The sequence below is a fragment of the Cupriavidus pauculus genome (assembly GCF_008693385.1).
In the GTDB taxonomy this organism is placed as follows: Bacteria; Pseudomonadota; Gammaproteobacteria; order Burkholderiales; family Burkholderiaceae; genus Cupriavidus; species Cupriavidus pauculus_D.
The window spans coordinates 2,220,679-2,233,373 of record NZ_CP044065.1 but is presented as its reverse complement, the minus strand read 5'-3'; the positions used below and the strand labels follow the sequence as shown (position 1 = coordinate 2,233,373).

The following is a 12,695-nucleotide window of genomic DNA, read 5'->3' as shown; positions in this document are numbered from 1 at the left end:
GGCGGGTCGGCTCAGACTTCCGGATTCAACAACGTCCGATCCGATCCCCCACCGATATCCTCGGCCCGAATCACGATCACCGACACGTTGTCATGCCCGCCATTGGCCAGCGCAAGATCCACGAGCTCGCGCGCCGCCGCCGTGCAGTCGCCGCTCGCCATCGCCTCCGCGATCGCGGGGTCCTCCACTTCGTTGCTGAGCCCATCGCTGCATAGCAGGAACATATCGCCATCGCCGATCTCGATCTGCAGGTCCTCCAGGTTCAGCGCCGCGGCCGCCCCCACCGCGCGCGTAATCGTGTTGTGCGCAGGATGGCGCCGCGCCTGCTCGGCCGTGATGAGCCCACGCGCGCGCAGGCGCTCCACCTGACTGTGGTCGCGCGTCAGCTGCTTCAGGTGCCCATCGCGGAACAGATAGAGGCGGCTGTCGCCGGCCCAGAGGCAGGCACACCGCCGCTCGCACGCCATCAGCGCCACCACGGTGCTGCCGATCACGCGCACCTGCATGCGCGCCGCCTCGTCGATCAGCACCTGATTGACGGCCTGCAGCGTCGCGCGGGCCGCGGCCACCGCCTCGTCGAGCTCCTGCGTCGGAGGCATCGCGTCGAGGGCCTGCACGATCGTGCGGCTGGCGAAGTCGCCCACGGCATGGCCGCCCATGCCGTCGGCAACCGCCCAGATGCCGCGCTCGGGGGCATCGAAGCAGGCGTCTTCATTGCGTTCCCTGACCAGTCCAACGTCCGTGCAGGCGGCGGAGGTCCAGCGGAATTGCGTAGCGCAGGTCACGGTGCTCTCCGGCGCGGATCAAAGGCGGCTCCGCGCAAGCGCCGCCCCCCGGGGCAGCATAACGGCGCGCCCGCTCCGACGATGCCGGGGGCGGGCTCCCGATGCCGGCTCAGACCAGCCGGCCCTTGTTCTTCGCACCCTGGCCCGCATCGACGCTGATCGAGGAATTCGGCGCGTCGTTGCGGACGTCGATGTTCTGGAACTGATTGTTCATCTGTTCAGCATAGAAGCTGTAATTGATCTCGTAAAAGTTCACGACAGGTGCCATGGCACTTTGGCGCGGGGCAACATAGGGCTGAATCCAGCCGAACACCCATTGCGCGCCGCCGCCCCGCACACAGGACATGGCGCGGAAATCGAGTTCGCGGCGGACGGCGAGGTCCTTGATCGTGAGGGTGGCCATGGCGGTCTCCAATCGGGGATGGCAGTGCCACAGATACAGCAAACGGCGTGCCAATCGCCGCGTCGCAGGGCGCGTCCCGCCATCCCTTGATCTGGCGGGATGGCCCGCGCGGTCCGGTCTCGAACGGTCGGCGCCGGGCCAACACGTGCGGGCCGATATGTTGGATGGCAACCGACCCATTCCGGCGTTGCGAGACCGCCATCGCCCGCGATCCAGCGCCACGCCGCGGCGCGCGAGGCGGCGCCCCCACTGGCACGCTTGATGCAGAAAGGTTGCCGCCAGCCAGCAAACAACAACTCACCGAACGAGACCGCCATGCAACCCCGAGCCCAAGCCCAGATCCGAGGAGACTACGCCCCCGACGCCTACCTGCCCGGCACGCACCTCGTGACCGCACGCGACGGGTACTTCCACCACGGCATCTACGTCGGCCGCGGCCGCGTCATTCACTACGGCGGCTTCTGCGACGCGCTGCACGCGGCCCCCGTCGAAGAAATCTCGCTCGAAGCGTTCGCCCATGGCAACCCGGTCACGGTCAAGCCCGAACCGTTCGCCCGCTACCTGGGCGCCCAGGCCGTCCACCGCGCCCGCTCCCGCCTCGGCGAAGACCGCTATCACCTGCTGACCAACAACTGCGAACACTTCTGCACGTGGTGCGTCCGCGGCGTCGCCCGCAGCGAACAGGTGGAGGCCTGCATCCGCCATCCCCGCGAGGGCATGCAGGTCGCCCTCCTGCTGCTGCGCCGCGTGCTGCCATCGGGGCTGACGATCGAGGCGGGAACGGTGGCAAGCGCGGCGTAGCGGAAGGACGCCGCGCAAGCCCGTCTCGTCCGAGGGCAGGCCTTTTTCGTTACCCGGCACACATCGTTTTGCTATACTCCGCCCCTGCTCCCGGCAACGGGTGCGCTGGTCCGCTCGCCGTAGTTCAATGGATAGAACGAGCGCCTCCTAAGCGCTAGATACAGGTTCGATTCCTGTCGGCGGGACCATGTTTCGCGCGCTATCGCACGCAATCGTCCGTTTCTGACTCCCTCGTTTTCCGTCGTCCGCCCGGCGACCGGCTATGATGTCGGCTTCACGCGGCCCTGTTCGTTCGAACCCGGACCGCGCTCGACCGAATCCCGCGCATGTTATGCACTTACTGAAGACCATTCATCGCAGCCTGCCTGCACTGGCCGGCATGCTCGCCGCGCAGGCGCTCGCGGTCGCGCCCGATCCCGGGCTCGCCGATACGTCGGGCTGCACCGCGATGCTCGACATCGTGCAGGAAAGCCTGCGCAGCGAGATCGAGGTCGTCTGCAACGATCCGAACAAGCCGGGCTGCGACACCAAGAATGGGCAGATTCGCGTGATCCTCGACATCATCAGCCACCGCCGCCAGCGCGGGGCCGACGAGTGCGACACCATCGCCCAGGTCAACCGCCTGCTGCGCATGCTGCCCCCGCGCGGCTGACGTCCAGCCGCGCCCGCGGCGCTCAGTGCGAGAACTTCGAGAACAACTGGATTACCGCGACCCCCGCGATGATCAGCCCGATGCCGGCGCACGCCGCCAGATCCGGCACCTGCCGGTAGGCCACGGCCGCGATCAGCGTCACGAGCACGATGCCCGCGCCGCTCCAGATCGCGTACGCGACGCCCACCGGCACGGTCTTCATGACCTGCATCAGCAGCCAGAACGCCGCCACATACCCCGTCACCACGAGAACGCTCGGCCAGAGGCGCGTGAAATTCTCGGCCGCCTTCAGGCTGCTGGTGGCGATGACTTCGGCCACGATGGCCAATGCAAGCAGGAGATAACCGTTGGTCATAGCGTAAAGAAAGCTTAAAAGGGAAGCAAAAGGCGCTTATGCCCCATATTATGCGGGCGTGACCCTCAAACGCCCCGAAACGCGCGCCCGGCAACGGTTGCAGGCGCTTCGGTGACCCTCTTGGTTACCCTCCCTTACGGTGGTTGTGCCCCGCGTCGGAGGGGGGTTGAATGCAGGTAGAAATTACAAAATCGGCTTGCACGCCCGCCGGTGGGAACGCGGGAAAGGTGAGAAATGAAGTCGAATCAGTCGCGGCGGCACGCTCCGACCATGCCGGCCATCGCAAACAATGCCGGGCGGAGCGACAGGAATCTGGGGAGCGGGTAAATGCGGAACGATATCGATGCGGCCACCATCTGGCCGGCTTCGCGGGCCGTTGGCATCGACGCGGGGCAGGGCGATGGCGGCGAGGGGAGCGATGGAGTCTGGCAGAACACGATCGCCGCCGCCGACCACGCCCTGGAAGAGGCCAGTCGCATCCAGCGAGGCGTCCAGCAGAACCTGAAGCTCATGCAGGAAATGCGCAACCTGCGCGAGGAACTGCGCAAGGCGCATGCGGAGATCGACCGCTACCGCGGCATGCATGCGCGCGTGGTCGTGAGCATGCGGCAGATCGAGGAAGAGCGCGACGCCGAAATCGCGCGGCTGCGGTCCGACAACGAGATGCTGCTCGTGCGCCATCGCGTCTACAAGCTGCTGGCCGAACACTACGCCACGTCGGCCCTCCGTTTCGATCCGAAGGTCTTTGCCGAGCATCGCGACCGCGTGCTCGAGCACGTGCTGTTCCAGCGCCGCAAGGGCACGCCTGTCACGCGTATCACGCGCACCGATATCTCGTTCCTGCTGCTGTAAGCCTCGCCGGCCGATCCATCAATCGGCCACCTTGTCGCTCGGAAACCGGAACGACTCCATCAGCAGATAGCCCATCGGGATATCGAGGGTGACGTTGCGCGGCGGAATCGGCGACAGGAACCACTTGCGATACAGCTGTTGTGTCTCCCGCTCGTGGATCGACGCCACCATCGCGCGATCCACGATCGTCTTGAACTCGGCATCGTCCTTCGGCAGCATCATCGCGTACGGCTCGATGGCGAGCATCGCGCCCCGTATCGCATATTGCCTGGGATCTTTCGCCGCCGCGGCGAGCCCCGCCAGTTGCACATTGCCAGCCACCACGGCGTACACGTGCCCCGCGTCGAGCAGGGCCATCGCGTCGTTGACCTCGGCCACTTCCATGACCTTCACGTCCACCGCATGCGTCTGCGGCAGCCGTTCCACGGCCGCGCGCGACGTGGCGCCCGCGGCCAATGCAACGGTCTTGCCATGGATATCGCTCCAGTCGTTGATGGTGGAGGCCGCCTTGACGAGCATGCGCGTGCCCGCGATGAAATGCGGAATCGTGAAGGCCACGCGCGCGCGGCGTTCGCGCGTATTGGTGGTGGTGCCGCATTCCAGATGAGCGGTGCCGTCCGCGATGGCATCCACGCGCGTGGTCGGCGTGACGGGCACCCACGCGACCCGCAAGCCCGGCATCGCCAGCGCGGAGCGTATCGCCGCGACGACGCGCATGCACAGGTCGATGGAGTAGCCCGCGGGCTTGCCATCGACCACATACGAAAACGGCACCGCCGACTCGCGATAGGCGAGGCGCACGGTGCCGGACTGGCGAATTCGCTGCAACACGGTACCGCCCGCGGCGGTCGCGCTGGCCTGCGGCGCGCCCAGTGCCGCCCAGCAGATCGTGGCAAGCAGGCTTGCCACGCCAAACTTGCAAACAAGCCCACGCGTCATCGTCGCTCCAGACACCAGAGACAAAAGGTCGGAGCGATTCTTCCACGGCCAAACGCCGTGACACAACTGTCTCAGCGAAACACGCCGATTCGCTGGTCGGTCAGTCGGCGACCTTGTCGCTCGGGAACTTGAACGAGTCGCGCAGCAGATAGCTCATCGGGATGTCGAGCGTGATGCCGTTCGGCGGAATCGGAGACTGGAACCACTTGCGATAGAGCTTCTGCGTTTCCTGGTCGTAGATGGAAGCGATGATCGCCTTGTCCACGAGCTTCTTGAACTCGGGGTCATGCTTCGACAGCATGATCGCGTACGGTTCGATGGTCAGCAGATCGCCGGTGACCGTGAACTGCGCGGGCGTCTTCGCGTTGGCACGCAGGCCGTACAGCAGCACGTCGTCCATCACGAACGCGTCCGCGCGCCCCGACTCGATCATCGCGAAGGCTTCCGCATGGTCTTTCGCTTCGACGATCTTCCAGCCCAGCGCGCCGGACTCGTTCATCTTGCGCACCTGCACGAGCGGCGTGGTGCCAGTGGTCGAGACCACGGTCTTGCCACGCAGGTCGCTCCACTTGTGCAGGCCCGAATCGGTCTTCACGATCATGCGGCTGCCCGCGATGTAGTGGGGCACCGTAAAGGCCACGAGCTCGCGGCGGTCGCGATTGTTCGTCGTCGATCCGCACTCGAGATCGGCCTTGCCCTCGACGATGGCCGGAATCCGGCTGGCCGGCGAGACGGGCACGTACTCGACGCGCAACTGCGGCATCTTGAGCGCGGTGCGCAGGGATTCGGCCACGCGCAGGCACAGGTCCACCGCGTAGCCCATCGGCTTGCCATCGGCGACGAACGAGAACGGCACGGAGCTTTCGCGATGGGCGATGCGGAGGACGCCCGTTACCTGAATGCGCTGCACGACCGAATTGCCGGGTGGCACGTTCGGCTGGGCCGCGTGCGCGGCGGTGAGGGGCAGCATCGACAGCAGCACCGATGCGGCAACGGCCAGGAAGAGCGCGGAGCGTCCGCGCCGCGGCAAGACCAATGTGTTCATGGTTATTCACCCGTCCGAGTAAAGTGAGACAACGTGTGGCATGACATCGGCGCCATCCACAGATGGTGATCACATACGGCCGGATGGTTCCGGCTCTGGTTGGTGCGTCGTGCTGGTGCGTCGTGCTGGTGCGTCGTGCTGCCGGGAACGTCCACGGAACTACGAGGGGTTGTCGCTGACCAGGGCGACAGGCTCGAATTGTTCCATGCCGGAGCGTTGTGACACAACCGTCGCAAAGGAAATGCGTGCGGGCATGCAACGGTCGGCGCGTGTTCCGGTTGACGGGGGCTTTCCCTTAAGGAGTTGTCCGACTTATTCGCGCGCCGCCCTCTGGGTATGCTTCAGTCGTGCCTTGCGAGCAGGGCACCGAGGAGAGACTCTTGGGCCCGTCATCGAACGGGCCTTTTCTTTTTGCATCGCCGGCCGCGCGATCCTCGCCGCCCGGCTTTTGCCGGCTCGCCAGCCCGCTCGTCTACAATCCGGGCCACGCCGTACGCACGCACCGTCAAACTCCATGGCCCTGTTTTCCATTTCCGATGCCCAACTCGCGTTCGGGCACGTCGCACTGCTCGACCACACCGATTTCTCGCTCGAAGCCGGCGAACGCGTCGGCCTGATCGGCCGCAATGGCACCGGCAAGTCGTCGCTGCTCAAGATCGTCGCCGGCCTGTCCGCGCCCGACGACGGCCTGATCGCGCGCCAGAGCGGCGTTACCACCGCTTATGTGCCGCAAGAGCCTCAATTTGCCCCCGGCATTACCGTGTTCGATGCGGTGGCCCAGGGGATGGGGTCCGCGCACGATCTGCTCGTGCGCTACGAAGCCGTGGCCGCGAAGCTCGAAGCGCATCAGGACGAAGCCACACTGGCCGAACTGCACCGCCTGCAGTCCGAGCTCGATGCCGCCGATGCCTGGCAGCTGCGCACGCGCGTGGAGACCACGCTCGCCCGGCTGAACCTCGATCCGCATACGCGCGTCGATGCCCTGTCGGGCGGTCTGCAGAAACGCGTGGCGCTGGCCCAGGGCCTCGTCGCGGAACCCGATATCCTGCTGCTCGACGAACCGACCAACCACCTCGACGTGGCGGCCATCCGCTGGCTCGAGGACCTGTTGCTCGGCTTCCGCGGCAGCGTGCTGCTGATTACCCACGATCGCGCATTCCTGGACCGCGTGGCCACGCGCATCATCGAACTCGATCGCGGCCGGCTGGTTTCGTTTCCCGGCAACTTCGCCGCCTATCAGGTGCGCAAGGCCGATCTGCTGGCCGCGGAAGCGGTGGAGCAGGCCAAGTTCGACAAGCTGCTGGCGCAGGAAGAAGTGTGGATTCGCAAGGGCGTGGAAGCGCGCCGCACGCGCAGCGTCGCCCGCATCCAGCGGCTGGTGGCCATGCGCTCCGAGCGCGCGGAACGCCGCGAGGTGCAGGGCAACGTCAAGCTGGAAGTCTCGCAGGCGGACCGCTCGGGCAAGATCGTGGCCGAGCTGACGGACGTCTCCAAGGCGTACGGCGACAAGACCGTGGTGCGCGATTTCACGGGCACGATCATGCGTGGCGACAAGGTCGGCCTGATCGGACCGAACGGCGCGGGCAAGACCACGCTGCTGCGGCTGATCCTCGGGGAACTCGCGCCGGATAGCGGCACCGTGCGCAACGGCAGCAACCTGCAGGTCGCGTATTTCGACCAGATGCGCACGCAGCTGGACCTCGAACGCTCGCTCGCGGACACCATCAGCCCCGGCAGCGACTGGGTCGAGGTCAACGGCCAGCGCAAGCACGTGATGAGCTACCTCGGCGATTTTCTGTTCGCACCGGAACGCGCGCGTTCGCCGGTCAAGTCGCTGTCGGGCGGCGAGCGCAACCGCCTGCTGCTCGCGCGCCTGTTCGCGCGGCCGGCCAACGTGCTCGTGCTCGACGAACCGACGAACGACCTCGATATCGATACGCTGGAACTGCTCGAGGAACTGCTGCAGGACTACAGCGGCACGGTTTTCCTCGTATCGCACGATCGCGCGTTCCTGGACAACGTGGTGACGTCGACGATCGCGGCCGAAGGCGATGGCCTCTGGCGCGAATCGGTCGGCGGCTATTCGGACTGGGAAGCGCAATCGGCCCGCGCGGCGGCGATGCAATCGGCAAGGCAGGCGGAACCGAAACCCGCCGAAGCGGCCAGGGCGCAGAACACGCGCGACTCGCGCGGCGCCAACCGGACCGTCAAGCTGTCGTACAAGGAGCAGCGCGAGCTCGACGGCCTGCCCGAGCGCATTGCCTCGCTGGAAGCGGAGCAGAAGACCATCGGCGGCCAGCTCGAGGACGGCTCGCTCTATGCGACCGACCCGCCGCGCGCCGCGCAGCTGGCGACGCGCCACGACGAGATCGAGATGGAACTGCTGGAAGCGCTGGAGCGCTGGGAAGTGCTGGAAGCGAAGAACCGCGGCGAGACACCGTGAAGCCGTCGTCAGCCGCGCCTGCCTATCCGCACCAGGCCAGCACCATATTGGTCAGATCGACCATGAACGCCGGCCGCAGATAGGCAAGAAATCCCGCGGCGAGCACGGCACCGAGGGCAACGAGCCCGATGCCCCGCAGCCAGCGCTCGCGCGTGGTCATGGCCGTCATGATGCTCACACCGGCACCGGTTGCGGCCGCACGAGCGCCTGCTCGCGAATCGGCAGATTGACGAGCGCGGCCAGCACGCCGAGCGCAATCGCAATCAGCCACACCGTGTTGTAGCTGCCGGTACGGTCGAACAGAAAGCCACCGAGCCACGCGCCGAGAAAACTGCCGATCTGGTGCGAGAAGAACACCACGCCCGAGAGCATCGACAGGTACTTGACGCCAAACACCTGCGCGATGATGCCGTTGGTCAGCGGCACCGTGGAGAGCCACAGGAAGCCCATCAGCGCGGCAAAGACCCACGTGCTCATGGCCGTCAGCGGCAACAGCAGATAGCCCGCAATCACGAACGACCGCGCGATGTAGATAAACGACAGCAGATAGCGCTTGGGCAGGCGCTGCCCCATGGCCCCAGCGGTGTAGGTGCCGAACACGTTGAACAGCCCGATCAGCGCAAGCGCCACGGTCGCGATCTTCGGATCGATAAAACCCTGCTCCTTGAGGTACGGCGCCAGATGCACGCCGATGAACACCACCTGGAATCCGCAGACGAAATAGCCCAGCGTCAGCAGCTGGAAGTTGCGGTTGCCGAACGCCTCGCGCGTGGCTTCACCGATGGTCTGCTGATGGCCACCCGTGCTCGGCGCCATCTTCGGCTCGCGCAGCGAGAAGGCCAGCGGCAGCATCAGGCAGGCCATCGCGGCCATGACGAACAGGGCGTTCTGCCAGCCGGTGGTCGAAATCAGCGTCTGCTCCACCGGAATCATCAGGAACTGGCCGAACGAGCCGGCCGCGGCGGCAATTCCCATGGCCCACACGCGCTTCTCCGCGCTTGCCACGCGGCCGATCACGCCATAGACCACGCTATACGTGGTGCCGGCCTGGGCGATGCCGATCATGATGCCCGCGCCCGACGCGAATGCCGTGCCGCTGCTGGACAGCGCCATGACGACGAGCCCGCCCACGTACAGCACCACGCCGACCAGCATCACGCGCAGCGCGCCGAACTTGTCGGCGAGCGCGCCGGCAAACGGCTGGCTCGCGCCCCACATCAGGTTCTGCAGCGCGAGCGCGAAGGCAAAGGTTTCCCGATTCCAGCCATGCGCCTGCGTGATCGGCAGGTTGAACAGGCCAAAACCGTGCCGGATACCCATCGATAGCGTGACGAGGAGGCCGCCGCACACCAGCACGGTCGTCAGGGAGAGTTTTCTGTCTGTCATGTCGTGGCTCGGATGTCTCGCGATGTTGCGTTATTTTTGATGTTTTACGCCGGTGAAGGCCGCTGGAAGTGTACTCCCGCCCAGTCATCCCGGGGAAAGTGACGCCAACTCGTCCCGCTGCGGAACCGATTGCCCGGTCTGGGCATCCATTACAATGCTGCGCATCCCGGCCGCCGCGGCGGCCACACCCACTTATTTGAGCGACTCCCGTAGCGACGCCATGGCGAGCAAAACCAGTCAGTACAGCGAATCTTCCATCCGGGTCCTGAAGGGCCTGGAGCCGGTCAAGCAACGGCCCGGCATGTACACCCGTACCGACAACCCCCTGCATATCGTGCAGGAGGTCATCGACAACGCGTCGGACGAAGCCCTTGGCGGCCACGGCACCGAGATCCTCGTGACCCTGCACAAGGACGGCAGCGTCAGCGTGGAGGACGACGGCCGCGGCATTCCCGTGGGGATCCACCCCGAGGAGGGCGTGCCCGTGGTCGAGATCGTGTTCACGCGCCTCCATGCGGGCGGCAAGTTCGACAAGGGCAAGGGCGGCGCGTACGCATTCTCGGGCGGCCTGCACGGTGTGGGCGTGTCCGTGACCAACGCGCTGGCCACGCAGCTCGACGTCGCGGTCTGGCGCGACGGCAGCTATTCCACGCTGACGTTCTCGGGCGGCGATGTCACCAAGGCACTGGCCACGCGCAAGCTCGAGCGCGGCGAGAAGAAGAACGGCACGCGCGTGCAGGTCTGGCCGGACGCGAAGTATTTCGATACCGCCACCATCCCGCAGGCCGAACTGCAGCGGCTGCTGCGCAGCAAGGCTGTGCTGCTGCCGGGCGTGAAGGTGACGCTCGTCATCGAGAAGACCGGCGAGTCGCAGACGTGGCAGTACGACCAGGGCCTGAAAGGCTATCTGGTCGAAGCGCTTGCACAGGGCAGCGGCGCCGAACTCGTCATTCCGATGTTCGAGGGCGAGCATTTCGCCGATCCGGACAACAATCCCGGGGAGGAAGGCTTTGCCCACGGCGAAGGTGCATCGTGGGTCGTGGCATGGACCGAGGACGGTTCGCCCGTGCGCGAATCGTATGTGAACCTGATTCCCACGCCGGCCGGCGGCACGCACGAATCCGGCCTGCGCGAGGGCCTGTTCCAGGCCGTGAAGAGCTTTATCGAGATGCACGCGCTGCAGCCCAAGGGCGTCAAGCTCATGAGCGAGGACGTGTTCGCGCGCGCCTCGTTCGTGCTGTCCGCCAAGGTGCTGGACCCGCAGTTCCAGGGGCAGATCAAGGAACGGCTGAACAGCCGTGACGCCGTGCGTCTGGTCTCCACGTTCAGCAAGCCCGCGCTGGAGCTCTGGCTCAACCATCACGTCGACTACGGCAAGAAGCTCGCCGAACTCGTGATTCGCCAGGCGCAGGCGCGCACGCGCGCGGCGCAGAAGGTCGAGAAGAAGAAGGGCTCCGGCGTGGCCGTGCTGCCCGGCAAGCTGACCGATTGCGAATCGACGGACGTCACGCGCAACGAACTGTTCCTCGTCGAGGGCGACTCGGCCGGCGGTTCGGCGAAGATGGGCCGCGACAAGGAATTCCAGGCCATCCTGCCGCTGCGCGGCAAGGTGCTCAACACGTGGGAGACCGAGCGCGACCGCCTGTTCGCCAACAACGAAGTGCACGACATCGCGGTGGCGATTGGCGTGGACCCGCACGGCGCGAACGACGAGCCGGACCTGTCCAACCTGCGCTACGGCAAGATCTGCATACTCTCCGATGCGGACGTGGACGGCGCGCATATCCAGGTACTGCTGCTCACGCTGTTCTTCCGCCATTTCCCGAAGCTCATCGACAACGGCAACGTATGCGTGGCGCGCCCGCCGCTGTTCCGCGTGGATGCGCCCGCGCGCGGCAAGAAGCCCGCGCAGAAGCTCTATGCGCTGGACGAGGGCGAACTCGAGGCCATCCAGGACAAGCTGCTCAAGGACGGCGTCAAGGAAGGCGCGTGGCAGATCTCGCGCTTCAAGGGCCTGGGCGAGATGAGCGCCGAGCAGCTGTGGGAAACGACGATGAACCCCGATACGCGCCGGTTGCTGCCGGTGGCGCTCGGCGAGTTCGACCTCCCGCAGACCGTGACCATGATGAACATGCTCATGGGCAAGGGCGAGGCGTCGCAGCGCCGCTCGTGGCTCGAGGAAAAGGGCAACGAGGTAGAGGCCGACATCTAAGGAGAGACAGTGCGCATGGTGAACGGCTCAACCACAACGAAACGTCGACTGGCGGCATCCGTGCTCGCCATCGCCGCGTTGTGCGCGACGTCCGCCGCGCGCGCGGAACTCTACGGGTACGTCGATGGCGACGGCGTCGCGCATTTCTCCGACCAGAAGCTCGACGAGCGCTACAAGCTGTTCATGAAGGACGGCGGCACGCTCGACACCGCCAATCTGTCCCGCCCCGGCCTGCGGGCCGCATTGCCGCGGCCCGTCGGTGGCGACCCCGAGGCGAACAAGCTGTACCGCTACGTGCTCAACCACCCGAACCTCAAGGTGGTCGATCCGATGATCGAGCAGATCGCGCAGGGCCAGAACGTCGATCCCGCGCTGGTCAAGGCGGTCATGGCGGTGGAATCCGGTTTCAATCCGTCGGCCGTCTCGCCCAAGGGGGCGATTGGCCTGATGCAGGTGATCCCCGACACCGGCGCGCGCTTCGGCGTCAATGCCGACAAGCGGCGCACGGTCGAGCAGAAGCTGGCCGACCCGCGCATGAATATTTCCGCGGGCGTGCGCTATCTGCGCTGGCTCATGGAGTTGTTCCCGAACAACCTGGAACTGGTGCTGGCCGCGTACAACGCGGGCGAGGGCGCGGTGCAGCGCTACAACAACCAGATTCCGCCCTATCCGGAGACACGGCAGTACGTGAGCACCGTTCTGGCGTTCTATCAGCTCTATCAGCCCGCCGGCGCGGTGGTCCGCACGGCCAGTGGCGAAGGGCCCTCGCGCGTCAGGATGGTGATCGGCGGCCGCCGAAACATGCCGTAGTCTTCCCAGTCA

At 65.9% G+C, this 12,695-nt stretch carries 13 protein-coding genes and 1 tRNA gene; 7 read left to right on the top strand and 7 right to left on the bottom strand.

What is annotated here, in order from left to right:
• Window positions 1–11: 11 nt before the first annotated feature.
• Both FOB72_RS10270 and FOB72_RS10265 read right to left on the bottom strand, forming a co-directional pair.
• Window positions 12–785 (bottom strand): PP2C family protein-serine/threonine phosphatase, encoded by a 774-nt coding sequence (locus FOB72_RS10270; protein WP_150372414.1) that lies wholly within the window; start codon window positions 783–785, stop codon window positions 12–14.
• Between the two features lie 109 nt (window positions 786–894).
• A complete protein-coding gene (locus tag FOB72_RS10265; protein WP_150372413.1) occupies window positions 895–1,188 on the bottom strand; it encodes a hypothetical protein in 294 nt (97 codons plus the stop codon).
• A 315-nt stretch (window positions 1,189–1,503) separates the two neighbouring features.
• Between FOB72_RS10265 and FOB72_RS10260 the strand changes: the two genes are divergently transcribed.
• From FOB72_RS10260 to FOB72_RS10250, 3 genes are all read left to right on the top strand, one after another.
• On the top strand, window positions 1,504–1,989 hold the full coding sequence (locus FOB72_RS10260; protein ID WP_150372412.1) for a lecithin retinol acyltransferase family protein: 486 nt from the start codon (window positions 1,504–1,506) through the stop codon (window positions 1,987–1,989).
• 113 nt (window positions 1,990–2,102) lie between these two features.
• Window positions 2,103–2,177: transfer RNA gene (locus FOB72_RS10255), tRNA-Arg, on the top strand.
• Window positions 2,178–2,320: 143 nt separating this feature from the next.
• Complete coding sequence (locus FOB72_RS10250; RefSeq protein ID WP_150372411.1) at window positions 2,321–2,641, top strand: hypothetical protein; 321 nt, start codon at window positions 2,321–2,323, stop codon at window positions 2,639–2,641.
• Between the two features lie 22 nt (window positions 2,642–2,663).
• Here FOB72_RS10250 and FOB72_RS10245 read toward each other — a convergent pair whose 3' ends face one another.
• Window positions 2,664–2,996, bottom strand: a complete 333-nt coding sequence (locus tag FOB72_RS10245) for a DMT family transporter (protein ID WP_150372410.1) — start codon at window positions 2,994–2,996, stop codon at window positions 2,664–2,666.
• A 327-nt stretch (window positions 2,997–3,323) separates the two neighbouring features.
• Here FOB72_RS10245 and FOB72_RS10240 point away from each other — a divergent pair, with 327 nt between their 5' ends.
• Window positions 3,324–3,848, top strand: coding sequence for a hypothetical protein (locus tag FOB72_RS10240; protein WP_150372409.1), 525 nt, complete (start codon window positions 3,324–3,326; stop codon window positions 3,846–3,848).
• Between the two features lie 18 nt (window positions 3,849–3,866).
• On the opposite strand, the gene FOB72_RS10235 is transcribed toward FOB72_RS10240, so the two are convergent.
• Window positions 3,867–4,787: an amino acid ABC transporter substrate-binding protein gene (locus FOB72_RS10235; RefSeq protein WP_150372408.1), complete on the bottom strand. Its 921-nt coding sequence runs from the start codon at window positions 4,785–4,787 to the stop codon at window positions 3,867–3,869.
• A gap of 100 nt (window positions 4,788–4,887) precedes the next feature.
• On the bottom strand, window positions 4,888–5,832 hold the full coding sequence (locus tag FOB72_RS10230) for an amino acid ABC transporter substrate-binding protein (protein WP_150372407.1): 945 nt from the start codon (window positions 5,830–5,832) through the stop codon (window positions 4,888–4,890).
• 514 nt (window positions 5,833–6,346) lie between these two features.
• Between FOB72_RS10230 and FOB72_RS10225 the strand changes: the two genes are divergently transcribed.
• On the top strand, window positions 6,347–8,275 hold the full coding sequence (locus FOB72_RS10225; RefSeq protein WP_150372406.1) for an ATP-binding cassette domain-containing protein: 1,929 nt from the start codon (window positions 6,347–6,349) through the stop codon (window positions 8,273–8,275).
• A gap of 22 nt (window positions 8,276–8,297) precedes the next feature.
• Here the strand turns inward: FOB72_RS10225 and FOB72_RS32180 are convergent, their stop codons facing one another.
• Both FOB72_RS32180 and FOB72_RS10220 read right to left on the bottom strand, forming a co-directional pair.
• A complete protein-coding gene (locus FOB72_RS32180) occupies window positions 8,298–8,444 on the bottom strand; it encodes a hypothetical protein (protein ID WP_191002258.1) in 147 nt (48 codons plus the stop codon).
• A gap of 5 nt (window positions 8,445–8,449) precedes the next feature.
• Window positions 8,450–9,661: an MFS transporter gene (locus FOB72_RS10220; protein WP_150372405.1), complete on the bottom strand. Its 1,212-nt coding sequence runs from the start codon at window positions 9,659–9,661 to the stop codon at window positions 8,450–8,452.
• Between the two features lie 220 nt (window positions 9,662–9,881).
• Between FOB72_RS10220 and FOB72_RS10215 the strand changes: the two genes are divergently transcribed.
• Together FOB72_RS10215 and FOB72_RS10210 are read left to right on the top strand one after the other, a co-directional pair.
• Complete coding sequence (locus FOB72_RS10215; RefSeq protein ID WP_150372404.1) at window positions 9,882–11,873, top strand: DNA topoisomerase IV subunit B; 1,992 nt, start codon at window positions 9,882–9,884, stop codon at window positions 11,871–11,873.
• A 15-nt stretch (window positions 11,874–11,888) separates the two neighbouring features.
• Complete coding sequence (locus FOB72_RS10210) at window positions 11,889–12,683, top strand: lytic transglycosylase domain-containing protein (protein WP_150372403.1); 795 nt, start codon at window positions 11,889–11,891, stop codon at window positions 12,681–12,683.
• Window positions 12,684–12,695: the final 12 nt, after the last annotated feature.